Source organism: Nocardiopsis codii (assembly GCF_036327455.1).
GTDB lineage: Bacteria > Actinomycetota > Actinomycetes > Streptosporangiales > Streptosporangiaceae > Nocardiopsis > Nocardiopsis codii.
Map to the genome: position 1 here is coordinate 72,659 of NZ_JAUZMY010000007.1, position 23,292 is coordinate 95,950.

Annotated in this window: 21 protein-coding genes; 7 read left to right on the plus strand and 14 right to left on the minus strand. The window is 73.9% G+C overall.

Features of this window, described 5'->3' with window-relative positions:
* Nucleotides 1-3: 3 nt before the first annotated feature.
* Genes Q8791_RS09130 through Q8791_RS09140 form a run of 3 tightly spaced genes read left to right on the plus strand, consistent with a single transcriptional unit; the run spans nt 4 to nt 2,862 of the window.
* Nucleotides 4-1,044: a FecCD family ABC transporter permease gene (locus tag Q8791_RS09130; RefSeq protein WP_330091328.1), complete on the plus strand. Its 1,041-nt coding sequence runs from the start codon at nt 4-6 to the stop codon at nt 1,042-1,044.
* Nucleotides 1,044-1,871 carry an ABC transporter ATP-binding protein gene (locus Q8791_RS09135; RefSeq protein ID WP_330091180.1) on the plus strand — a complete coding sequence of 276 codons (828 nt, stop codon included), beginning with the start codon at nt 1,044-1,046 and terminating at the stop codon, nt 1,869-1,871. The genes Q8791_RS09130 and Q8791_RS09135 overlap by 1 nt, the downstream gene beginning before the upstream one ends.
* Complete coding sequence (locus Q8791_RS09140) at nt 1,852-2,862, plus strand: ABC transporter substrate-binding protein (protein ID WP_330091181.1); 1,011 nt, start codon at nt 1,852-1,854, stop codon at nt 2,860-2,862. The genes Q8791_RS09135 and Q8791_RS09140 overlap by 20 nt, the downstream gene beginning before the upstream one ends.
* Before the next feature lie 144 nt (nt 2,863-3,006).
* Here Q8791_RS09140 and Q8791_RS09145 read toward each other — a convergent pair whose 3' ends face one another.
* The 3 genes from Q8791_RS09145 to Q8791_RS09155 are packed head-to-tail and all read right to left on the minus strand — an operon-like array spanning nt 3,007 to nt 5,632.
* Nucleotides 3,007-4,047: a pyridoxal-phosphate dependent enzyme gene (locus Q8791_RS09145; RefSeq protein WP_330091329.1), complete on the minus strand. Its 1,041-nt coding sequence runs from the start codon at nt 4,045-4,047 to the stop codon at nt 3,007-3,009.
* A gap of 2 nt (nt 4,048-4,049) precedes the next feature.
* A complete protein-coding gene (locus Q8791_RS09150; protein WP_330091182.1) occupies nt 4,050-4,877 on the minus strand; it encodes a Rossmann-like domain-containing protein in 828 nt (275 codons plus the stop codon).
* Nucleotides 4,874-5,632 carry a class I SAM-dependent methyltransferase gene (locus Q8791_RS09155; protein WP_330091183.1) on the minus strand — a complete coding sequence of 253 codons (759 nt, stop codon included), beginning with the start codon at nt 5,630-5,632 and terminating at the stop codon, nt 4,874-4,876. Before Q8791_RS09155 ends, Q8791_RS09150 begins: the two co-directional genes overlap by 4 nt.
* A 263-nt stretch (nt 5,633-5,895) precedes the next feature.
* Between Q8791_RS09155 and Q8791_RS09160 the strand changes: the two genes are divergently transcribed.
* Complete coding sequence (locus tag Q8791_RS09160) at nt 5,896-7,122, plus strand: MFS transporter (protein ID WP_330091184.1); 1,227 nt, start codon at nt 5,896-5,898, stop codon at nt 7,120-7,122.
* Nucleotides 7,123-7,347: 225 nt separating this feature from the next.
* Here Q8791_RS09160 and Q8791_RS09165 read toward each other — a convergent pair whose 3' ends face one another.
* From Q8791_RS09165 to Q8791_RS09175, 3 genes are read right to left on the minus strand one after another with little or no spacing between them, the layout of a single operon-like run.
* Nucleotides 7,348-8,193 (minus strand): citryl-CoA lyase, encoded by an 846-nt coding sequence (locus Q8791_RS09165; protein ID WP_330091185.1) that lies wholly within the window; start codon nt 8,191-8,193, stop codon nt 7,348-7,350.
* Nucleotides 8,190-9,416, minus strand: coding sequence for a CaiB/BaiF CoA transferase family protein (locus Q8791_RS09170; protein WP_330091186.1), 1,227 nt, complete (start codon nt 9,414-9,416; stop codon nt 8,190-8,192). The genes Q8791_RS09165 and Q8791_RS09170 overlap by 4 nt, the downstream gene beginning before the upstream one ends.
* Entirely contained in the window at nt 9,413-10,204 is a 792-nt protein-coding gene (locus tag Q8791_RS09175; RefSeq protein WP_330091187.1) for an IclR family transcriptional regulator, read from the minus strand. The genes Q8791_RS09170 and Q8791_RS09175 overlap by 4 nt, the downstream gene beginning before the upstream one ends.
* Before the next feature lie 306 nt (nt 10,205-10,510).
* Between Q8791_RS09175 and Q8791_RS09180 the strand changes: the two genes are divergently transcribed.
* From Q8791_RS09180 to Q8791_RS09190, 3 genes are read left to right on the plus strand one after another with little or no spacing between them, the layout of a single operon-like run.
* Nucleotides 10,511-11,503, plus strand: a complete 993-nt coding sequence (locus tag Q8791_RS09180) for a Bug family tripartite tricarboxylate transporter substrate binding protein (RefSeq protein ID WP_330091188.1) — start codon at nt 10,511-10,513, stop codon at nt 11,501-11,503.
* Nucleotides 11,500-12,129: a tripartite tricarboxylate transporter TctB family protein gene (locus tag Q8791_RS09185; RefSeq protein WP_330091189.1), complete on the plus strand. Its 630-nt coding sequence runs from the start codon at nt 11,500-11,502 to the stop codon at nt 12,127-12,129. Before Q8791_RS09180 ends, Q8791_RS09185 begins: the two co-directional genes overlap by 4 nt.
* Complete coding sequence (locus Q8791_RS09190) at nt 12,130-13,683, plus strand: tripartite tricarboxylate transporter permease (RefSeq protein ID WP_330091190.1); 1,554 nt, start codon at nt 12,130-12,132, stop codon at nt 13,681-13,683.
* A 115-nt stretch (nt 13,684-13,798) separates the two neighbouring features.
* Here the strand turns inward: Q8791_RS09190 and Q8791_RS09195 are convergent, their stop codons facing one another.
* The 8 genes from Q8791_RS09195 to Q8791_RS09230 form a co-directional block, all read right to left on the minus strand.
* Nucleotides 13,799-13,966, minus strand: a complete 168-nt coding sequence (locus Q8791_RS09195) for a hypothetical protein (protein WP_330091191.1) — start codon at nt 13,964-13,966, stop codon at nt 13,799-13,801.
* A complete protein-coding gene (locus Q8791_RS09200) occupies nt 13,963-16,101 on the minus strand; it encodes an SUMF1/EgtB/PvdO family nonheme iron enzyme (RefSeq protein WP_330091192.1) in 2,139 nt (712 codons plus the stop codon). Before Q8791_RS09200 ends, Q8791_RS09195 begins: the two co-directional genes overlap by 4 nt.
* Complete coding sequence (locus Q8791_RS09205) at nt 16,098-17,465, minus strand: ADP-ribosylglycohydrolase family protein (protein WP_330091193.1); 1,368 nt, start codon at nt 17,463-17,465, stop codon at nt 16,098-16,100. Before Q8791_RS09205 ends, Q8791_RS09200 begins: the two co-directional genes overlap by 4 nt.
* Complete coding sequence (locus tag Q8791_RS09210; RefSeq protein ID WP_330091194.1) at nt 17,462-18,655, minus strand: ADP-ribosylglycohydrolase family protein; 1,194 nt, start codon at nt 18,653-18,655, stop codon at nt 17,462-17,464. The genes Q8791_RS09205 and Q8791_RS09210 overlap by 4 nt, the downstream gene beginning before the upstream one ends.
* Before the next feature lie 291 nt (nt 18,656-18,946).
* On the minus strand, nt 18,947-20,218 hold the full coding sequence (locus tag Q8791_RS09215; protein WP_330091195.1) for an ABC transporter substrate-binding protein: 1,272 nt from the start codon (nt 20,216-20,218) through the stop codon (nt 18,947-18,949).
* A 47-nt stretch (nt 20,219-20,265) separates the two neighbouring features.
* On the minus strand, nt 20,266-21,093 hold the full coding sequence (locus tag Q8791_RS09220) for a carbohydrate ABC transporter permease (RefSeq protein ID WP_330091196.1): 828 nt from the start codon (nt 21,091-21,093) through the stop codon (nt 20,266-20,268).
* A 3-nt stretch (nt 21,094-21,096) separates the two neighbouring features.
* Entirely contained in the window at nt 21,097-22,059 is a 963-nt protein-coding gene (locus Q8791_RS09225) for a carbohydrate ABC transporter permease (protein WP_330091197.1), read from the minus strand.
* On the minus strand, nt 22,056-23,117 hold the full coding sequence (locus Q8791_RS09230) for a LacI family DNA-binding transcriptional regulator (protein ID WP_330091198.1): 1,062 nt from the start codon (nt 23,115-23,117) through the stop codon (nt 22,056-22,058). The genes Q8791_RS09225 and Q8791_RS09230 overlap by 4 nt, the downstream gene beginning before the upstream one ends.
* Nucleotides 23,118-23,292 lie beyond the last annotated feature (175 nt).

Sequence of the window (23,292 nt, forward strand, 5' to 3'; positions counted from 1 at the left end):
CGGCTGTCCACCCCCTCCGGCACGGCCGCGGCCACCGTCGTGCTCGGCGCCGTCCTGGCCGCGTCGGCGGTCCTGGCGATCGGCCTGGGCTCGGCGCTCGTCCCGCCCGCCGAGACCGTGCGCTACCTGTGGGCCGCCCTCACCGGCGGCACCATCCAGCCCGACGAGGTCGTCCGCTACCAGATCATCTGGCAGATCCGCACACCGCGCGTGATCCTCGCGGCCCTGGTCGGCGCCGGGCTCGGCGTCGTCGGCGTCGCCGTCCAGGCGATGGTGCGCAACGCGCTCGCGGACCCCTACATCCTCGGTGTCTCCTCCGGCGCCTCCGTCGGCGCGGTCCTGGTGGGCGTGTTCGGCGCGCTCTCGGCCCTCGGCGTCTACGCCGTCTCCGTCGGCGCCTTCCTCGGCGCCCTCGTCGCGACCCTCCTCGTGTACCTCATCGCCTACTCCCGCACGGGGGTGACGCCGCTGCGCCTGGTGCTGACCGGCGTCGCCCTGTCCTTCGGGTTCCAGGCGGTCATGAGCGTGATCATCTACCTCGCCCCCAGCAGCGAGGCCACGAGCACGGTCCTGTTCTGGTCCATGGGCAGCTTCGGCGCGGCGACCTGGGGCTCGCTCCCCGTGGTCGCGGCGGTGGTCGTCCTGGGCGCGGTCCTGCTCCGCGGACTGGCGCGCCCGCTCGACGTCATGGCGCTGGGCGACGAGACGGCCGCCAGCCTGGGCATCGACGCGGACCGGCTGCGCCGGTGGCTCTTCGCGCTGACCGCCGTCATGACCGGGGCGATGGTCGCGGTGAGCGGGGCGATCGGCTTCGTCGGCCTCGTCATCCCGCACATCGTGCGCATGCTGGTGGGCGCCGACCACCGGCGGGTCCTCACCGTCGCACCGCTGCTCGGCGCGGTCTTCATGGTCTGGGTCGACCTCGCCTCCCGCGTGGCCGTGGCCCCCCGCGAGCTCCCCCTGGGCGTCATCACCGCCCTGATCGGGGTCCCGGTGTTCATCACCCTCATGCGCCGCAGGGGCTACCTGTTCGGAGGACGCTGATGGACCTGCGCCTAGACGGCCTGTCCGTCGAACTCGGCGGCGCCCCGATCGTCCGCGCGCTGACCCTGGACGTCCCCGACGGCCAGGTGGTGGGGCTGGTCGGCCCCAACGGCTCGGGCAAGTCCACCGCCCTGCGCTGCGTGTACAGGGCGCTGCGCCCCGACGCGGGCCGGGTGTGGGTGGGGACGGAGGACCTGTCCTCCCTCAGCCTGCGCCTGAGCGCCCAGCGCGTCGCCGCGCTGACCCAGGAGAGCGGCAGCGACCTGGACTTCACCGTGGAGGAGGTCGTGGCCCTGGGCCGCGCCCCCCACCTGCGGGGCAACCAGGCGCTCAGCGACCGGGAACGCGCCCTCTGCCACCGCGCCATGGAACTCCTGGACGTGGCGCACCTCGCCCGGCGCGGCGTGCTCGAACTGTCGGGCGGGGAGCGCCAGCGGGTCCTGGTGGCCCGCGCCCTGGCGCAGGAGCCCCGGGTGCTGGTCCTGGACGAGCCCACCAACCACCTCGACGTCCGGCACCAGGTCGAACTCCTGTCCCTCGTCCGGGGGGCCGGGATCACGGTGCTCGTGGTCCTGCACGACCTCAACCTGGCGTCGGCCGCCTGCGACCGGATCGGGGTGCTCTCCGAGGGGGCGCTCGTCGCCGCGGGCACCCCCGGCGAGGTCCTGACCCCCGCCCTCCTCCGCGAGGTCTTCGGCATCGAGGCCTCGGTGGTGCCGCACCCCCTGACCGGCGACCCCCAAGTGCTGTACCGGCTCCCTCCCCGTCCAGGCCCCCTGGACTCCGTGATGTCGAGAAAGGCGTCCCATGACGACCAGCGTTCGTGAAGGCAGTTCCCCCTGGCGGTCCGTGCTCCCCGTGGCAGCCGTGTCCGTCCTCCTCGCCGGGTGCGGCGCACAGGTGCAGGAGGGATCGGTCGCTGCGGACACGGTGACCGCGCAGCGCTGCGGCGAGGAGGTGGAGTACACCACCCCGCAGCGCGCCGTCGCCTACGAGGGCGGCAGCGCGGACAAGCTGTTCGCGCTGGGGCTGGCCGACCGGGTGCACGGCTACGTGATGCCCCCGGCCAACCCGCCGGTGGAGGAGTCCCCGTGGGCGGAGGACTACGCGGCGGTCGAGTTCCTCGGCGACGACCTCCTCAACCGCGAGACGGTCGTGGACGCCGAGGCGGACCTGGTGGTCGCGGGCTGGAACTCGGGGTTCAGCGACCAGCGCGGCATCACCCCGGAGATCCTGGACGGGATCGGCATCCAGAGCTTCATGCACGCCGAGTCGTGCTTCAACTACCCCGGTTTCCCGGAGCGGGTCACGCCCTTCGAGGGCCTGTACACGGACCTGGAGCGGCTGGGGCGGATCTTCGGGGTGCAGGAGCGGGCGGAGGAGCTCGTCGAGGGGTACCGCGCGCGGGTCGCGGCGGTGGAGGAGCAGGCCCCCGGGGGCGACCCGGTGTCCGTGTTCCTCTACGACTCGGGGACCGACCAGCCCTTCACGGCGGGCAGCCAGGTGCCGCCCGACGACATCATCGGCCACGCGGGGGGCGAGAACATCTTCGGCGACCTCGACGAGCGGTGGAGCCAGGTCGGCTGGGAGGCGGTCGTGGAGGCCTCCCCGGAGGTCATCATCATCCTCGACTACGGCGACCAGTCCGCCGAGGAGAAGATCGACTTCCTGACCTCGTTCCCGGCCATGTCCGAGGTTCCGGCGGTGACCGAGGAGAACTTCTTCGTCCTGGACTACAACGAGGGCATCTCCGGCCCCCGCAACATCGACGGGCTGGAGAGGTTCGCCGAGTACCTGCGGGAGCTGGAGGGGGTCTGACGGCGGCGGGCCGGGGCGCACCCCGGCCCGCGCCCCGCGGCCGACCGCGAGGCGGGCGCCTCCGCTCCCGGAGGCGCCCGTCGGCGCACACCCGCCCGCGCACCGCCTGGCCGCCTCCCCGCGGGGAGGCGGCCAGGCGGTGGCTCACCGGTCCAGGGACGCGACCAGGTCGTCGGTGTGGACGGCACGGGACGGCGGCGGGGCCCCCTGCCACTCCATCCGCGACCAGGGAAGCTCCAGGTCGTCGGGGTCCAGGACCTCCCGCGGAGCCAGGTCCTCGATCGCGGCGGCCTCGCCGTGGCGGGCGAAGACCGACTCCACGTACCGGTGGCCGGTGTCCGGCGCCAGGAAGACGACACGGCGCCCCGGGTTCCGCCCGGCCTCCCACCGCGCCACGAGGTGGGCCGCCCCGGTGGAGAGCCCCGCGAACACCGCGTGGCGGCGGAGCAGGTCCACGCTCCCGGCCAGGGCGGCAGTGAACCCGGTCCAGTGGACCGTGTCGTAGAGCGCGTGGTCGACGTTGCCGAAGGGGATGGAGCTGCCGATGCCCGCGATGATGATGTCGCGGTCCTCGACGCCGTCGCCGCCGAAGGTGACGCTGCCGAAGGGCTGGACCCCCACCAGCGCGGTGTCGGGCTCCTTGGACCGGAGGAAGCGGGCCAGAGCCCCGGTCGAGACGCCCGTCCCGACCCCGCCCACCAGGGTCAGCGGCTCGCCGCCCGTCTCCCGGGCGATCATGTCGGCGGCCTCGCGGTAGCCGAGGGCGTGGATGTCGTCGTGGTACTGGCGCATCCAGTGGAACCCGGGGTTGTCCCGGATCACCTCCCGGACCCTTGTCACGCGCCGGTTCTGGTCGAGCCGCAGGTCGTCGGAGGGCGGCATCTGCTCCAGGGTGGCGCCGAGCACGGCCAGCTGGACGCGCAGGGTCCGGTCGACCGTCGTGGAGCCGATGATGTGGCAGTGCAGCCCGTAGCGGTGGGCGGCCAGGGCCAGGCCGTGCGCGTACATGCCGCTGGAGCTGTCCACGAGGGTGTCGCCCGGACGGACGGCGCCGGTGTCGAGCAGGTGGCGGACCGCCGCCACCGCGGACGCCACCTTCATGGACTCGAAGCGCAGGCACGCCAGTCCCCCGCCCAGGTCGATCAGGTCGGGTCTGCCGACGGCCTCGGAGAAGTGCTCGTCCACGGTCATCCCCGCCCTCCCCCGGCACTCGTCCCTCTCCTGTCAGCACCGTGGTCCCGGTAGCGGTAGAGGGCGGTCGGGGCGGCGCTGAACTGGGAGAACGGGAAGGGTTCGGCCGACAGGGCGCTGACTCCGCTGCCGAGGAACGCGCGGGCGACGGCGGCACCGCTCTGCGCGTAGACCACGAGCGGGACGTCCCGCTCGCGACATCGCTCCAGGATGCGGTCGAAGGTCCCGTTGCCCAGGGTCATCCCGGTGGCGACGACGGCGTCCGCCTCGGAGAGGACCTCCTCCATGTCCGGGGTGACGGGGTCGCCCCACCGGGTGGTCCGCAGGTTCAGATCGCAGGGCAGGCAGCGCCCTCCCCTGTCGTGGATCGCGGCGACGAGGGGGTTCACCACCCCGATGAGGCCGATCTTGCGGCCGTCGGGTTCCGGGACGAGCCCGGCGACGGCCGCGTCCCGTGCCAGGGCCCGTTCCTCCGGGGTGCCCTCCGGCAGGACGACCTCCTCGGCCCGGGGGTCCTCGGAGTGCGGCGCCGCCTGTCCCAGGTAGGCGTCCAGGGCGGCGAGCCGCAGCGGGAGCGGCCCGTGGGAGAGGAGGTCCCGGAGCGGCCCGCCGGAGGCCTCGGCGCAGACCTCGGGGTCGATCTCACCCGGTTCGAAGGCGCACGCGCCGAAGGCCCGGCCGACCCTGACCAGGACGTACTGGTTGAGGTAGGTGACCCCTGAGCCCGCGAGCCGGGTGCCGTGGTGGACCCAGAACACGCTGGTGGCCGTGGGAGGTGAGGGGTCGGCCAGCGCCGACCGGAAGAGCGCGTCGAGGTCCCTCATCGGACCGCCTCCCCGTCCCGGGCGCCGTCGCCGGCCACCGCGGGTTCGCGGGTGAGCCGGAACAGGTGGGTGAGGACGCCGTCCTCCCAGTCGTGCCGGTGGTGGATCCGGGCCGTGAACCCGGTGCGGACGGCGTGGCCGATGATGCCGCGCAGGTCCGCGGTGTTGGACACGATGAGGTAGACCTCCCCGCCGGGGGCCAGCAGGTCGCGTTCGGCGAGCTGTGAGAAGAAGGCGTCGGTGACCGCGGCCCCCGCGCACACGTTGCGGACCACGTCGGGGTCGTCGCTCACCCGCTGGCTGACGGCCGGGGGGTTGAAGGTGACGACGTCCACCTGGTGGCCCTCGGGGAAGTCCGCGAAGACGTCGGAGACGACCGGGACGAACTCGGGGGCCTCCCCGTCCGGGACGATCCTGCGGTAGTTGTCCCCGGCGGCGCGGACGCTGTCGGCGTGCACGTCCACGGCGTACACCCGTGCCGCTCCGCGCAGGCCCGCCACGGCGGTCTCGACCCCCAGGCCGACCCCCATCGCGGCGTAGCGCCTGCCGCGGATCGCGATGTCGCCGTCCAGGAGGCGCTGGTGGACCATCCGGCTCGTCTCCCCCGGCAGGAACACCCCGGGTGGGACGGTGAAGTCCCATCCGTTCCAGGCGTAGGTGCGGTGGGTGCGGAGGTCGGCCTTGGGCTGGTTCATGCCGATGATCTGCCGGGACGGCAGAGGGGGAGGGAGCTGTGCGATCAGGGAGGGGTCCACGCGGGTCCTTTCGACGGCGGAGGGTGGCGTCTCGAACAACGGCGGCGGGGCGCCGACACACGCCCCAGGTCGCATCTCGGACACCGGGCCGCCCGCTGCACCTCTGGGGTGGGGCACCGGGGGCGGCTCCGGCGATGACGACTATAGGGGAAATGAAAATCATTGTCACCAGATGGCGGCAATGCGAGTTCATCGCGAGTGGTTATCGTTTTCACTAGGATGGAACGACCACTTCCCGATCCTCCAGAGAGTGAGAGACCACGGTGCCATCGACGCCGCCGAACCCGACCGCGCTCCGCGACCCCCGGGGCAGACCGCTCCTCGACCCGGCCTTCGTCCGCCTGTGGTGCGGAACCACGGCGTCGGGCCTGGCGACCTGGGCCCTGCCGTTCATCCTCGGGCTGGCGGTGCTCGACGGCACCCTCGGAGCGGTGGGGCTGGGCCTGGTCCTGGCCACCCGGACCGCCGGGTTCCTGGTCGCCGTGCCCCTCGGAGGGCTGCTCGCCGACCGCCACTCCCGCCGGTCGGTCGTCCTGTGGTCGGGGCTCGCGGCGGCCGCCGCCACCCCCGTCCTCACCGCGGGTCTGGGCACCTCCACCGCCCTCATGGCCGCGGCGGCGGCCGTGGTGGGCGTCGGCCAGGGCGCCTGCCGACCCGCGTTCCAGGCGCTCACCGCCGAGGTCGTCGCCCCCGGGGACCGGCAGCAGGCCAACGCCGCCCTCACCTTCTCCGTGCGCGGCGCCACCCTGCTCGCCCCCGGGCTCACCGCGCTGCTGTCGACGGTGACCGGCACGGGCACCCTGCTCCTGGGCACGGCGGCCCTCTGGCTCGCGGCGGCGCTCCTCCCGCCGGCCGGGACCGCGACCGCGGAGCGGGCGCCGCGCGCGGCCTTCCACACGGAGTTCCTCGAAGGGCTCGCCGAAGCCCGCAGGCACCCCTGGTTCGTCGCCGGGCTGGGGGCCCTCACCGTCGTGATCGCCCTGGGCTACTCCTCCACGAGCGTGCTGCTCCCCCTGGCCAGCCGCGACCACTACGGGACGGAGGCGGTCCTGGCCGGGGCGCTCACCGCCTACACGGGCGGGGCCCTCCTCGGCGCGGTGCTGGTCTCACGCTGGCAGCCCCGGGCCCAGGGGTGGACGGCACTGGCCGGGCTGGCCCTCTACGGCCTGGCCCCGCTGAGCCTGGTCCTCCCCGTGGGCCCCCTGGCGGTCATGGCCGCGTACGCCGTGGTGGGGGTCGGCGTCGAACTGTTCAACGTCCCGTGGTTCACGGCCGCGCAGCGGGAGGTGGAGCCGGGCAAGCTCGCGCGGGTCTCCTCCCTGGACTTCCTCTTCTCCTACGGGCTCGCCCCGGTGGGCCTGGCCCTGATCGCCCCGGCCGCGCAGGCCTTCGGCGCCGGGCCGGTACTCCTGGCGTGCGCCCTGCTGTGCGTGGCGGCGCCCGCGCTGGCCGCCCTGGCCCCCGGCTCCCGCGACTTCCGCACCCCCTGAGCCGGGCACGGGGCGGCGCCGCCCCCGGCCACGGCGGTCGGCTCCCTCCGGGGACGACCGTGTGCGGCCCCGGTGCGAGGGATGCCGAAGGGAGCCGTTACCGCGCGGCTCCGGCCCGGCCCCCGGCAGCGCGGGCCGGGCGGGGCGGGGAGGCGAGCCGTCCCCTGCGGGACCGGCGGTCCCGCAGGGGACGGCCCCGGGCACGGGCGAGTCCCGGGGGCGGCCTCAGGAACGCCGGTCAGCGGGGACGTGGCGGGTCGACGGCCCGGTGTACTCCGCCAGCACCGCGCGGGGCAGCGGCCCCTTGATCCTGGCTCCCGTCCCGGTCTCCTCCCAGGCGTGGGCGAGGATGCCCACGGAGCGGGAGAGCACGAACAGCCCGCGGGCCAGCTCGGCGGGGAACCCCAGGGAGGCGTAGACGACAGCGGTCGCGGCGTCCACGTTCATGGGGACGGGTCTCGCACGGCCCTCCGCCAGGGCGGCCTCCAGCGCCAGCGCCGACTCCAGGGGCCCGGCGGGCACCACGCCCTCCTCCACGGCCTGCTCGACCAGGCCCAGGAGCGGGTCGCGGCGGGGGTCCCGGGGGTGGAAGCGGTGCCCGAAGCCGGGCACGTACTCCCCCCGGGCCCGGTACCCGGCCACCTCCTCGGCCGCCACGCGGTCCGCCGTGGCCCCCTCGGCTCGGAGCGCCGCCATCCGCTCCAGGAGTTCGACGCACTGCTGCCCCGCTCCCCCGTGGACGTCCCCGAGGAGGTTCACCCCGGTGGCGACGGCGTTGTTCAGGCCGACACCGCAGGTGGCCGCCATGCGCGCGGCCGCGATCGACGGCGCCTGGGGGCCGTGGTCGACGGCCGCGACCAGGGCCGCCTCCAGCAGGCGGGACTGCCGGGGGTCGGGCAGGTCGCCCCGCAGCATGAGCCACACCGTGTCCACGAACGAGGCTCCCCCGATCAGCTCCTGGACCGGGTAGCCGCGCGGCTCGATCTCGCCCGGGGCGATCCTGATGACCCCCGTGGACCACCAGCTCCCGATCTCCCGACGCGTCATGGACTTCTCCTCAGGGGCGGTCATACGGTTCCCTCCTCGCACAGCCGGTCGATCTCCTCGTCGCTGAACCCCGCCTCGCGCAGGACCTCCGCCGTGTGCTCCCCGAGCGTCGGGGGCGGTCCGGGAGGGGCGAGTGCGGCGCCGTCCACGTGCACGCCGCTGCCGAGGACGCGCAGTTCCCGTTCTCCGTCCCCGGGGAACGGGAGCGTGTGCACCAGGCCCCGGTGCTCCACCTGGTCCAGGCCCAGGGCCTCGGGCACGCTCAGGACCCGGGCCGCCGGGACGCCGGCCTCGGAGAGCTCGCGCTCCCACTCCTGGGCCGTGCGCAGGGCGAGGTACTCCTCCAGGGCCTCGCGCAGGGCGTCCCTGTGGGCCTTGCGGTCCTCGCGACGGGCGAATCGCGGGTCGGAGGCCAGGTGGGGGGCTCCGACCAGGGCGCACAGCGCCTCGAACTGCTCCTGCTTGTTGGCGGCGATGTTGAGGGCGCCGTCCGCCGCGGCGAAGGTGCCCGAGGGGGCGGCCGTGGCGTTCTCGTTGCCGATGGGGGACGGTTCGACACCGGTGGTCAGGAAGTTGGACACACCCCAGCCCATGGCCGTGATGGCGGTCTCCAGCATGGACACGTCCACGCTGGCCCCGACCCCGGTCCGTTCGCGCCGGACGAGCGCGGTGCTGACGGCGAAGGCCGCGGCGAGGCCGCCCAGGACGTCGGCGACGGGGAAGCCGGCCCGCAGGGGGCCCGTCCCGGGGGTGCCCGTGGCGCTCATCATGCCCGAGAGGCCCTGGACGATCTGGTCGTAGGCGGGGCGCCCGCTCATCGGGCCGTCGGCGCCGAAGCCGGAGACCGCGCAGTAGACCAGTCCGGGGTTGAGCTCCCGCAGCCGCTCCCAGCCGAAGCCCAGCCGTTCCAGGACTCCGGGGCGGAAGTTCTCCAGCAGCACGTCGGCGCCGCGCACCAGCCGCTCCATCACCTCCTTGCCCCCGGGGGACTTGAGGTCGAGCGTGAGGGACCGCTTGCCGGCGTTCTGCGCCAGGAACGACGCGCCCAGGCCCTGGGCGTTGAGGTCCGCGGCCGCTCCGAGGCGCCGGGCCAGGTCACCGCCGCGGGGCACCTCGACCTTGACGACCTCCGCGCCCATGAGCGCCAGCTGGTAGCCGGCGTAGGGCCCGGCCAGGACGTTGGTCATGTCCAGGACGCGCACCCCGGCCAGAAGCGGCTCGGGCGCCGCCTGTTCCCCGGGGCTCATCGCGCGGTCCTTCCGGCGTCGGCGGGCCCGCCCAGGGGGTCGAGTCCGATCCGGGTGATGCGCCCGGCCGCGCCGATGACCGCCGAGGTGAAGCTCTCGACCGCGGCATCGGTGAAGCGGGCGGTGGGTCCGCCCACGGCCAGGGCCGCGACGGGGACGACGCCGTCGGGTCCGTAGACGGGTGCGGCGACGCCGGAGGCGCCGGTCTCGCGCTCGCCGTGGCTGACCGCGTGGCCCAGTCGCGCCGCGCGCTCCACCTCCTCACGGAGGCGGTTGAGGTGCCCGGGGCCGTGGGGGGAGGCCGCCGAGACGCGCAGGAGCAGGGACTCGGGGGCGCCGATCAGGAGGACCTTGCTGGCGGAGCCGCCCCACAGGACCATCTCGTCGCCGGTGTTGACGACGTGGCGGAGCCGCTGGGGGCCCTCCTCCTGGGCGACGCACACGCGGACCGCGTCCGCGCGGACGTAGAGGTTGACCGTCTCCGCCGTGTCGGCGACGAGCTCGCGCATCACCGACCGGACCGCCTCGGGGACCCTCCAGACGGCGTGGGCCAGACGGGCCCACCGCAGCAGCCCGGGGCCCACGCCGACCCGGCCGTCGGGCCGGGTCCACAGCAGTCCCCGCTGTTCCAGGGTGCCCACCAGGCGCAGAACCGTCGTCTTGGCCAGACCGGTCCGCTCGGTGAGCTCCCGCACGGTGTGGGCCTGGTGCGTCTCGTCGAACAGGTCCAGCAGGTCCAGTGCGCGCACCACGCTGCGCACCGAGCCGTCCGCGTCGCCTCCCGGCATGTCTCCTCCTCGCCAGTGGTCCACTGAGTGGTCTATTTGATCCACTAGGTGGACTCACGGCGACAGCCTAGCGCACAGGCCGAATTGCCGTACAGGCTCCCTTCGGCGGCACCGCACCCGCCCCGACTCCCCCTGGGTCGAAAAAGTCGCTGGAAGAGGCGTGGACAACCACACCGCGACGAACACGTTACGGGCGCGTGTCATCCTCCCGTTGACAGGAGCCACTGTGACCCGCATCATTTCCGGAACCAGCAAGCGGCCCTCCTGGTCCACCTGGTGGACCAGAGGGTCGAGAGGAAGTGAAGGATGAAGAACCAGCGGATCCTCCGCTCGGTGGGAGCCGTGGCCTCCGTCCTCGTCGTCGGCGCCGCAGCGGCCAACGCCGCGCTCTCCGACACGAGTGCGTCCGAGGCCCGCGCCAGGGTCGACATCGTCGTGCCGGCCGACCCCGGCGGGGGCTGGGACCTCGTGGCACGCGAGGCACAGCACTCCCTGCGCGTCAACGGCATCGTCGAGAACACGCAGGTGATGAACCTGCCCGGGGCCGGGGGAACCATCGGCCTCGCGCAGACGGTCCGCAGGGAGGGCGACGCGACCACCCTGATGACGACCGGCACCGTCATGATCGGCGGCATCATCGTCAACGACTCGGCACAGACGCTGGAGGACGTGGTCCCCATCGCCCGCGTCGCCGACGACTACGAGGTGTTCGTCGTCAGGGAGGACTCGCCCCTGGAGGACATGTCCGACCTCATCGAGGCCTGGGAGGAGGACCCGGGCGCGGTGGCGGTCGGCGGCGGCTCCCTCGGCGGCACCGACCACCTCCTCGCCGGACTGGCGGCCCAGTCGCGCGGGATCGACCCCCAGAGCGTCAACTACATCCCCTTCGCGGGCGGCGCCCAGGCGCTCACGTCCCTGCTCTCGGGCAGCATCGACGTCGGCGTCTCCGGTTACAACGAGTTCCGCGACCAGGTGGAGGCGGGCAACCTCCGCGTCCTCGGGGTCTCCGCGGACGAGCGCGTGCCGGGCCTGGAGGAGCACGCGACCCTGCCGGAGCAGGACGTGGACGCCGTACTGCCGAACTGGCGCGGGTTCATGGCGGCGCCCGGCATCAGCGACGCCGAGCGCGAGGAGCTGACCGCCATCGTCGAGGAGATGGTCCGCACCCCCGAGTGGCAGGACACCCTCGAACGCAACCGGTGGGAGGACACCTTCCAGTCCGGACCGGAGTTCGAGGAGTTCCTCGCCGCCGAGATCGAACGCATCACCACCGTCACACAGGACCTGGGACTGTCATGAGCCTGAGCAGCACACCCGCGGAATCCCGCGGGACCGACGCCGGACCGCGCCCCGCGCGGTCGGCCCGGCACTGGTGGAGGGGACGGAGCGAGGTCTTCGTCGGCCTGCTCACCGTCGGGATCGGCCTCTTCCTCGGCGAGCAGACGCTCACCATGCACGTTCCCGACAACTCGGCCTCGCCGGGCCCGCAGTTCTTCCCGTCCGTCGTCGCGGTGCTGATGGTCGTCCTGGGCACGGCTCTCGCCCTCCAGGTGATCCGGCGCCCCGCACCGGAACCGGAGTCCGGCCCCGCCGACAGCGAGCACAGGGCCCACGACCAGGCCGGATCCGTCGGCGAGCTGGTGGACGGCGAGCGTCCCCCGTCGGGTGCGCCCGCCGCCCACAGCGACTGGCGCACGATCGGCATCGTGGTCGGCTCGGTCGCGCTCTTCGCCCTGCTGCTGCAGCCTGTGGGATGGCTGCTGTCCGGAGCCCTGCTGTTCTTCGGCGTCGCCTGGGCCTTCGGCGGCAAGCGGCCCGTGTTCGAGGCCGGCGTGGCGCTGGTCTACTCCTCCGTCGTCCAGCTGGCCTTCGTCGCCGGCCTGGGCCTGAAGCTTCCCGCGGGAATCCTGGGAGGGGTGCTCTGAATGGAGACGCTCGGACTTCTCGGGGGCGGCTTCGCGGCCGCCCTCACCCCGGAGAACCTGCTGTGGGCGCTGATCGGCGTCGTCCTGGGCACCGCGGTCGGCGTGCTGCCCGGACTCGGATCGGCGATGGCGGTGGCCCTGCTGCTGCCCGTCACCTTCAAGCTCGACCCGACGGGCGCGTTCATCATGTTCACCGCCGTCTACTACGGCGGGCTCTTCGGTGACTCCACCACCTCGATCCTCATGAACACGCCGGGCAACAGCTCGGCCATCGCCACCGCGATCGAGGGCCACAAGATGGCGCTCAAGGGCAGGGCGTCCCAGGCCCTGGCCACGTCGGCCATCGGCGCGTTCGTCGGCGCGGTCGTCTCCACGGCGGTGGTGGCGTTCTTCTCGGGCGTCATCATCGACATCGCCCTGCGCTTCGGCCCCGCCGAGTACTTCGCGCTGGCCGTCTTCGCCTTCCTGGCCACCTCCGCGGTCGTCGCCCAGTCCATGGTGCGCGGACTCATCGCGCTCTCCATCGGCCTGTCGCTGGCCATGGTCGGCATCGACTCCCAGAGCGGCGCGGCCCGCTTCACCCTGGGCATCCCCTCCCTGTTCGAGGGGGTCAGCATCATCACGGTGACCGTGGGACTGCTCGCGCTGGGAGAGGTCCTCTACGTGGCCTCGCGCGTGCACCGCGGAGGGAGCGGGACGACCGGACTCATCCGTACCACGGGCACCCCCTGGCTCAGCGGGCGCGACCTGAGACGCGCCGTGCCCGCGTGGATCCGCGGGCTGGGCTTCGGCCTCCCCTTCGGCGCCGTCCCCGCGGGCGGTTCGGAGATCCCCACGTTCCTGGCCTACGGCACGGAGCGCAAGCTGTCCCAGCTGCGGGCACGCAGGGGCAAGCGCACCGACGAGTTCGGTGAGGGCGCGATCGAGGGCGTCGCCGCACCGGAGGCCGCCGCGAGCGCGACGGCGGGTACCGCCATGGGAGCGCTGCTGGGGCTGGGTCTGCCGACCTCGGCGACGGCGGCCATCATGCTCGCCGCCTTCCAGCAGTACGGGATGCAGCCGGGGCCGCTGCTCTTCGAGCGCAACGCCGACCTGGTGTGGGCGCTCCTGGCGAGCCTGTTCGTCGGCAGCGTCATGCTGCTGATCCTGAACCTGCCGTTCGCCCCGCTGTGGGCGAAGCTGCTCCTGATCCCGCGCCGCTACCTCTACGCCGGCATCACCGGGTTCGCCGTGCTGGGCGTCTACGCCTCGTCCTACTCGGTGACCGAGCTGTGGCTCCTGATCCTGCTCGGACTCCTGGGGTTCATGATGCGCCGGTACGCGATCCCCGTGGCCCCGGTGCTCATCGCGGTCATCCTGGGCCCGCTGGCCGAGACGGAGCTGCGCCGAGCCCTGGCCATCGGCCAGGGGGACGTGGGCGCACTCTTCGCGGGGCCGATCACCATCGGGATCTACGCGGTCATCCTCGGGGCCGTGGCCCTGGTCGCCGTCGCACGGATGCGTTCGGCACGACGCACCCGGGCCGAGGCCGAGACGGCGGACTCCGTCCGCTAGCCGGACCCCTGGGGGCGCCCGGCCGTTCACGGGAGGCCCAGGGTCCGGACACCGTACGGCGGACGCGAACGCCGGCGCTCCCCGAGGGGGCGCCGGCGTTCGCCGTATCCGCCCCTCACGGCGCGGCGCCCTCCCCGCGGGCCGGGACCGCGACGGTGCGCTCGTCGCGGCCGGGGGTCTTCCACCCCGGGTCGACGCCGTCCTCGGCCGCACCGTACGAGCGGGAGGGGGCGGGGCGCGGGCCCGCGAGGGCGCCCGGGGAGGGGTCGCGCGGGACGGTCACGCGACCTCCTCCCCGGTGCGCTCCGGCGCCGGGACGGTCGGCGCCGATCCGGGAGGGTCCGTGGCCGGCAGGTCCCACGCGCAGCGGAACCCGACGGTGGCTCCGCGCGCCAGGCCCAGGCCGGGCAGCAGCAGTTTGACGCTGCGGTCGGGGGTGAGGCGCCCGCCCTCGACGTACCAGTCGGACCCCTCGGCGACGTGGTCCGTGCCGCCCTTGAGCATGGCGAACCGCGTCCGGCCGTCGCTGTGCTCGCTCTCGGTCCAGTTCCAGACGGCGGGCGCTCCGCGGCGCAGGCCTCCGGCCTCGCCTGCGAGCTGCCACTCGTCCTCGGCGGGCAGGCGTCCGCCCCTCCAGGCGCAGTACGCCCGCGCGTCGTCCAGGTCCACGAACGACACCGGTGCGTCCTCGGTCCCCGGTACGGGGCGTCCGTCCTCCCAGTGCGCGAGGAAGCGGTGGGGGAAGGACGGTGTGTACCCCGTGGCGTCGAGGAACGCGGCGAACCCCGCGTTGGTGACCTCGCTCGCGGCGACCGCGACGGGCGCGGCGAGCACGCCGTCCCTCTGGAGGGTGCGGGCGTCGTGCAGTCGCGGCGGGAGGGGCTTCCACTCGTCCACGTACGGCGCGCCCTGGTACATGCCCGTCTCCCGGGCGCGGTAGCGCACGGTCAGGGCGTACGGTCCCGCGGGGACGACGGCCGCGTCCGGCTCCGGACCGCCCGGGGCTGCGGCGTCCGCTCCGCCGCCGGGAGCCGGGCGCGCCCCGGCCGGCGCGGGGGCGGCGCGCAGCCGGCGGGCGAGGCGGTGCCGGAACCGCGCGTCGGGGTCGTGCGGCGCGGCGGCGAGCGTGTCGAGGAGGCCGGGCAGCCATCCCGGCTCAGGGGTGCCGTCCGCGATGCGCAGGAGCGCCGCGACGCCGCGCCCGGGAACGCCCGTGCGCCCGGTCGCCGCCGTGCGCCCCCCGCCCGTGAGGTCGACGAACCCGGCTCCGGCGGGGTCCGCGGGGTCCCCGCCGGGGAGCACCGGGCCGGTGTAGTCCGCCTCGCCCCGGTTGACGAGCGTCCACAGGGTCAGGCCGCCGAGTTCCCACCGGGAGGCGAACACCCCGGCGGCCTCGGCCTCGGCGGCGAGCTCCGTCAGGGGCGTCCACTCGCCGTCGAGGAGCAGGTCGCCCGCGGCGCGCTGCACGGCGGCCATGCGGCTCACGGTGGCCGCGTCGCGCGGGGACCAGCCGACCCAGACCCCGAACACGACCTCCCACACCATGACGCCGACCCCGTTGAGCCAGGCGGACTGGAGCTCCTCGGAGTGGTCGCGGTGCCATCGGCGCACGTGGTGCTGCATGTGGCGCCGCTCGTACCAGTGGGCCCTCAGCACGCCGGGAACGGGCGAGTCGGCGAAGAACTGCGCCCACGAGGTCGCGTGGTCCTCGATCCGCTCCACGGCCAGCTTGGACTCGCCCTCCAGCACCACGCCCGGCCGGGCCGCGTCGAGCCGCGCGACGAGGTCGGGGTCGGCCTTCTTCAGGGTGTCGAGGAAGACGCCGTCCGCGCCCAGGTCGGCGACGAGCTCCGCGAGCTCGGTGACGTCGTCCGCACCCCGGCGCGTGCCGACGTCCCACGGGTTGTAGTCGACGAACACGTGCAGCCCGGCGCGGTGGAGGGCCTCGACCAGGCCCCCGGGGCCGGCCAGTCCGGGCACGTCCCGGTAGAAGTCCCACTGGTTGCGGTCGTCCAGGCCGATCACCGGGTAGGCGTGCCAGAGCACGACCGCGTCGAGGCCGCCGAACCGTTCGCGGGCGTCGGCGAGGAAGCGCTCGGGCGTGAAGCGGTGCTCGTCGAACGAGTAGAGGAGCTCGTCCCACAGCCACACCTGCGCGACCGTGTGGCACCGCGCGGCCCACGCCGCCTCCGGGTGCTCGTACACGGCGCCCCCGTAGCCGTGGCGTGCCCGGGCGTCCTCGCGCCACGCGTGCAGGCGCTCGCGCCAGGCCGTGCGGTCGGCGGGGTCCGCGGGGCCGACGAAGATCTTGGCGTCGTCGAGCGCTTCGAGCCGGTCCGCGGTGAGTTCGCCGTCGAGCGGCACCTCGGTCGGGCGGTCGATCGGCCGGGGGACGAGCGGGTCGAACAGGTAGGTCACGGCGTGCTCCTCTCGGTCGTTCCGGTGGTCGCCGCGAGGGCGACGGTCCGCGCGGCGAGGTCGTCGATCCGCTGTTCGCCGCCCGGCAGCGAGGTCGCGATGCGGCCGTCGAGCGGTTCGGTCCACCGCGCGCCGATGCCGTCCGCGCCCCGCAGCGCGCCCACCACGCCGCCGACGGTCGCCGCGGCCGAGTCGGTGTCCCACCCGGCGGTCACCGCGTGCGAGACGCTCGGGCCGAACTCCCCCGCGCCCCGTGCGAGGGAGTACGCGATCACGGCCGCGTTGTTGAGGACGTGCACCCAGTGCAGGCCGCCGTAGGCGGCGTGCAGCCGGTCGAGCCCGGCGCGCACGTCCCCCTCCCGGGCGGCCTCCCGCCCCAGGCGGACGGCCGCGGCGAGGCGGCTGTGCGGCGGGACGACGGCGTCCGCCGCGTCCAGGACCTCGTCGGCGGTGCGGTGGACCATCGCCGCCGACGCCAGCGCCGCCGCCCACATCGCCCCGTACACGCCGTTGCGGGTGTGGCTGAGCCGGGCGTCGGTCCAGGCGAGCCGCGCGGCGCCGCGCACGTCGCCGGGGCTGACCCATCCGAGGACGTCGGTGCGGATGAGCGCGCCGATCCACTCGCGGAACGGGTTGTGGTGGGTGGCCGTCTCCGGCGCCGGCCGCGCGTCGAGGATGTTGCGGTAGGCGGCGCGCTCGGCCGTGAAGACCCGGCCCGCGGGGAGGTGGTCGAGCCAGAGCTGGGCGACGTCGTCGGTGGTGAACCCGCGCCCGTGCCGTTCGAGGAGGGCCAGGGCGAGGATCGGGTAGTTGAGGTCGTCGTCCTCCGGCATCCCGTGGATGTTCTCCTCCAGGGACGTCGGTGCGCTGCGCCGGTTCCACGGCCACCTCGCGGCGACGTCGCCGGGGAGCCCGACGGCGGTGAACCAGCGGTCGAGCGGCCAGCGTCCGGTGGAGCGCAGGATCTCCTCGATGCCCTCGCGCGGGATCTTCTCGACGGGCTTGCCGAGCAGGCAGCCCGCCGCGCGGCCGGTCCAGGCCCCGCGCACCCGGTCGGCGCGGTCGCCGCCGGGGGCCCGCGGCGGGGGCGCCGGGGGCAGGAGGGCCTCGATCGCGTCCCAGCCGTCGGGCTCGTGGGGTGCGGCGGGGGCGGGCAGCGCCGCGAGTTCGTCGAGGAGTGCGCGTGCGAGCCCCCGCAGCTCCGCCGTGGCGGGCACGGGGCCCGCGCCGCTCACCGCGGGGTCGGGGTCGCCGCCCGCGTCGGCCCACCGGTCCCGGATCCCGGCGACGTCCCTCCCCTCTGCGGCGGACTGGACGAGTTCGTGCGCGAGCAGGTCCTCCGGCTGCGCCCAGGTGAGCCTCACGCCGGCTCACCCGCCGGGGCGACGGCGGCCTGCGCGCCGTCGATCGCGTCGATCCCCCGCAGGCGGGCGGCGGCACGCTCCCGGTCGGCCCGCAGGATGTCGGCGGCGGCGGAGGCCATGAGGCGGCCGGTCTCCCGGATGTCCATCCGGCTCGCCTCCTCGACCGCGTCGAGCCAGTCCGTCGGGACAGCGGCCGTCCCGCCGAGCCCGGCGCAGACCGCGCCCGCCATGACGGCGATGGAGTCGGCGTCGCGCCCGTAGTTCACGGCCCCGAGCACCGCGCCCCGGAAGTCGCCCCGGTGTGCGAGGACGAGAGCCAGCGCCGCGGGCAGTTCCTCGATGGACTTGGTCCGGGAGGGGCGGCGCGCGTCCATCGACATCTGACGGTAGGCCGGGCCCACCGAGTCGAACGGTGCGACCGTCTCGCGGACGAGCCGGGCCAGGGCGCGCTCCTCCTCGTCGGTGGCGGGCGGCGCCGACCACCCGTCGAACGCGTCCACGACGGCGCGCAGCGCGGCGGCGGTGCCGTCGTGGGCGACGTCGAGCGCGGCGGCGACGACGTCGTCCAGGTCGGCCCCCGGCGCGACGGCGGCCGCGACCATGGCCGCGAAGACCCCGGCGGCCTCCCGGCCGTAGCTGGACTGGTGCGCGCCGGTGAGGTCGATCGCCTCCGCGTAGGCGCCCCGGGGGTCGCCCGGGTTGGCGAGGCCGACCGGTGCGGCGTACATGGCCGCGCCGCAGTTGACGACGTTGCCGACACCCGCCTCGCGCGGGTCGACGTGGCCGTAGTGCAGCCGCGCGACGATCCACTTCTCCGCGAGGAACACGCGCTGCAGCAGGAGCGCGGTCGACTCCAGTTCGGGGACCCAGCGCGGTTCGCCGATCATGAGCGGCACGAGGTCCTCGGCCACCGCGTACGCGTCCAGGTGTGTCCGCCGCTTCGCGTAGACCTCGACCAGGGCGCGCGTCATGAGGGTGTCGTCGGTGATGTGCCCGTCGCCCTTGTGGTACGGCGCGATCGGGCGCGCGTTCCGCCAGTCCGGGTACCAGGGACCGACGATGCCGGTCACCCGTCCGCCGTGGCGCTCCTCGATCTGCTCGGGCGTCCACCCCTCGGTGGCGCCGCCCAGCGCGTCTCCCACAGCCGCCCCGGTGATCACGGCCACCGCTCGGTCGTCCAGCCAGGTCATGGGCCTACTCCCCTGTCGTCGTTCGTCTGCGTCACGGGCCCGCGGTCGCGGGCCCGGCACCTCGTCCGCGCCGGACGGCGTCCGGGACTCGCGGACCCGGGCCGCGGTGCGGCGCCCCGGGCCGGTCCGGCCCGGGGGTGTTCCTCGACGGGCTTCCGTGCCGGCGGGCCCGCCCGGGCGATCTCCCGCGAGGCGGTGTGCGGCGTTCGTTCCGGTCGTGCCCGGCGGACGCGCGGGCGCGGCGGGAGGAACCCCGGTGGACCGGGCCCGGCAGGAGGCACGGGACCCGTCCTAGCGGGTGATCTCCTCCCAGCCCTCCTCCAGCTCCGCCGCGAGGCCGTCCGCGTCGATCTCCTGGGCGAGGAAGCGCTGGTAGGCCGGGGTCGCGACCGTGTCCTTCCACTGCGCGTAGGCGTCGACGAAGAGGTACGGGGAGGACTCCAGGTACTCGCCCGAGGCCAGGACGGTGTCCCAGCCGTTCTCCTCCTCCAGGGACGACCCCATGATCTCCCTCGCGGACACCGTCGCCGGGATGAGCGAGTCGGCCTCGTTGAGCACGGCGAGGTTCTCGGTGGAGGAGAAGTACTCCAGGAACTCGACGGACTCCTCGACGTGCTCGGAGTCGATGTTGACCGAGAGCGTCTGCGGGTTCGCCGTCTGCCACGGGCCGGCGGGCCCCTCCAGCGGCGGGAGGACCACCCAGTCAAGGTCCTCGGGTGCGTCGGCGGCGATGTTGGTCGCCTGGAACGAGCCCTGGACCGTCATGGCGACGTCGCCGGAGTAGAACGACGGAAGCGCCTCCGAACCCGACTGCGTGAGCGTGACCGGAAGGATCGACTCGTCCTCGTGGGCCATGGCGTCGACCAGCTCGGGCAGCGCCATCTCTCCCTCGCCGATCGTGAGGGAGGCGTCGGAGCCGGAGCCCTCGAAGTAGCTGCCCCCGAAGGCCGGGGCCATGGCCATGAACACGGCCGTGGGGCTCGACAGCCCCCACCCGAGCCCGTAGGAGTCCGCGGTGGTCGTGGCGAGCGCGATTTCGCGCAGTTCCTCCCAGGTCATGGTCTCGCCGGTGGGGATGTCGACGCCGGCGGACTCCAGCGAACCGCGGTTCGCGAACACCACGTAGGACTGCATCTCGGTCGGGTACGCGATGACCTGGCCGTCGACCGTGACCGAGTCGAGGACGCCGGAGGGGATGTCGCTGCGCGCGGCCTCGGACATGTGGTCCGAGAGGTCGGCGAGGTACCCGTCGACGGCGAAGGGGACGATGCCCGCGGCCTCGTAGTGGATGATGTCGGGCGCCGCGCCGCCGTTGAACTGCGTGATGAGCTTGTCGTAGATGCCGTCCCAGCCCGCGGGGACGATCTCGACCTGCGTGTCGGGGTTGGCCTCGTTCCACGCCGCGACGATCTCCTCCGTCGCCTCGATGGCGGCGGGCTGGTCCGAGAGGGACTGGAACTCCAGGGTGACGGGGCCGCCCTCCTCCTCCCCGGAGCCGCAGGCGGTGAGGAGCAGCGCGATGGTGGTGAGGCCTGCGGCGACGGGGACGACGCGTGTCTGCATGGGTCTACCTTTCGTCAGGGGGTGCCGGTGGGCGCCGGTCGTGCGGGTCATCCCTTCACCGCGCCGGCCATGAGCCCGCCGGTGAGCTTCCTCTGCATGATCGAGAAGAAGACGATGCTCGGGATGGCGGCGAGCACCGAACCCGCGGCCAGCGGCCCGAGCGCCACCTTGCCCTCGCCGCCGATGAACATCTTGAGGGTGATGGGCAGGGTGTAGTTCTCGGGCGACTGGAGCAGCACGAGGGCGAAGAAGAACTCGTTCCACGACGAGACGAAGCTGAACATGGCCGTGGCGACGACGCCCGGGGCGAGGAGCGGCAGGATGATCAGGCGCAGCACGGTGAGGCGGTTCGCGCCGTCCATCGACCCCGCCTCCTCCAAATCCACGGGGATGCCGGACACGTAGCCCTGGAGCATCCACAGGGCGAACGGCAGCGTGTACGTGGTGTGGACGAGCGTCAGGCCGACGAGGCTGTCGGTGAGCCCGATGGTCCGCAGGATGAGGAAGAGCGGCAGGATGACGAGGATGACGGGGAACACCTGGCTCACGAGGATCCAGCCGACGCCCGCCGCGCGGACCCGCCCCTTGAGCCGTGCGAGCACGTAGGACGCGGGCAGCGCGATGAGGACGACGAGCCCCGTCGACACGAGGGCGACGAACACGCTGTTCCACGCGGACCGGACCAGGCCCTGGCGGGCCAGGGCCTGGGCGTAGTTGTCCCAGTGCCATTCCCGCGGCAGCAGGCTCACGGTGAGCGAGTTGAGCTCGCCCGACGACTTGACCGAGGCCGAGACCAGCCACAGCAGCGGGAAGCCGAGGAAGAGGATGTAGAACGCGAGGGCGGCGTACTGGGCGGGACGAACGAGGGAGCGCACGGGTCAGCCCACCTTGCCTTCGCGGTCGTCGCGGAACTGGGCGCGCAGGTAGAACGCCAGGAGGAGCACGACGACGATGACGAGCACCATGCCCATGGCCGCGGCGTAGCCGATGTTGCGGTTCTTGAACGCCTCCAGGTACGTGAACAGCATCGGCAGCATCGTGCGACCGCCCGGACCGCCCTCCGTGAGGACGTACACCAGCGAGAACGAGTTGAAGTTCCAGATGAAGTTCAGCGACGTGATCGAGGCGACGATCGGGCGCAGGCTCGGCAGGGTCACGCTGGTGAACCTGCGCCACGCGCCCGCGCCGTCCATGGCCGCGGCCTCGTGGAGCTCGGACGGGATCTGCTGCAGTCCGGCCAGGAGGGTCACGGTGGTCTGCGGCATGCCCACCCAGACGCCGACGACGATGACGGCGGGCAGCGCGGTCGAGAAGTCGGCGAGCCAGTTGACGTCGTCGGGCAGGCCGAGGGCGCCGAGGGAGGCGTTGAGCGGCCCGGCGTTGGGCGAGTAGATCATCTGCCACATGATCGCCACGACGACCGGCGGCATCGCCCACGGGATGAGGGCCAGGACGCGCGTGAGGCCCTGGAGCCGGAGGCCGGAGTCCAGCAGGAGCGCCAGGCCCATCGCGGCCACGAGCTGGAGCACCGTCACCGAGACGGCCCAGACCATGCCGATGCGGAACGACTCCCAGAAGTAGCCGTTGTCGAGGAGCCGTACGAAGTTGTCGGCGCCGACGAACGCGTAGTCGGGGCTGCGCACGAGGCGCGCGTCGGTGAACGCCAGCGCGACACCCATGAGCAGCGGCGCCACGCTGAGCACGAGGATGGGCAACAGGGAGGGCATGACCAGCGCGATCGCCTCGCGGCGCCGCGCGCGGCCCATCCCGCCGGGCTGCGGCCGGGCCCCCCGCCCGCGGCGGGGCGGCGCCGCGCCCCGCGCGGAGGAGGGCGCCGTCATACGGCGCCTCCGTGGACGGCGCCGGAGCGCGGCCGCGGCAGCACGGTCGTGGACTCCCGGACGACGAGGCGGGGTCCGACCGAGGTCTCCTGCGTCCGGTCGGCGTCCCCGTCGACCAGGCGCAGGACGATGCCGGCCGCGGCGCGTCCGCGCTCGGCCGAGCCGAGCGACACGCTGGTGAGGCTGGGCTGGAAGACGCGGCCCAGCTCGGTGTCGTCCATGCCCGTCACCGCGACGTCCTCGGGGACGGACAGGCCGCGTTCGCGGGCGGCGCGGATGGCGCCGATGGCGAGGAGGTCGTTCGCGGCCACGACCGCGTCCAGTTGCCTGCCGCCGTCGGGGACCGCGGCGAGGAGCCGGTGCGCGGCGGCCATGCCCGCGGCGACCGTGAAGTCCTCGGCGAGGGCGACGTCCACGCGCTCCGCCGCGAACCCGGGGGCGGAGACGGCGTCGTCGAACCCGCGCTTGCGCGCCTCGCCGGGGGTCGTGTCGAGGGGGCCGTTGAGGAAGCCGATCCTGCGGCGGCCGACCTCCAGGAGGTGCCGGACGGCCTGGCCCACCCCGCCGGCGGAGTCCGTGGACACCGAGTCGATGCCGTGCGCTCCGAGGGGGCGCCCGATGACCACCACGGGTACCGGCGCACGGCGGATGGCGTGCACCAGGCCCTCGTCGGTGCGCAGCGGGCTGACGATCATTCCGTCGACGAACCCGCTGCCCAGGCTGCGCACGAGCTCCGTGGTCGACGCCGTGGTGTCGCCCGTGGTCATGACGACGACGCGGTACCCGTGCGGGGCCAGGACCTCGTGGATGGCGGTCATCATCTCGACGTAGACGGGGTTGCCGATGTCCGCGACGGCGAAGGCGATCTGGAAGGTCCGCCTCAGCCTCAGCGACCGGCCGGTCACGTCCGGGCTGTAGCCGAGTTCGGCCGCCGCGGCGCGTACGCGCTCGACCATCGCCACGCTGGCACCGCTCCCGTGCAGGGCGCGGGAGGTCGATGCGAGCGAGACCCCTGCCCGTTCCGCCACCTGGATGAGGGTGGCGCGTGATGACGACATCGCGGCTCCAGTCACACTGTGCTCCGAAGAAACGTGGAAACGTTTCCAAGGCCGCCATGAAATACACCGGACATCTCCTGGAAACGTTTCCGGAAAATACCGTGACCCAGTTCACCCTGTCAACCGGGAGCGGGACGCTCCCCCGCGACTCGGGACGGAAAAGGCCGCCGCCGCG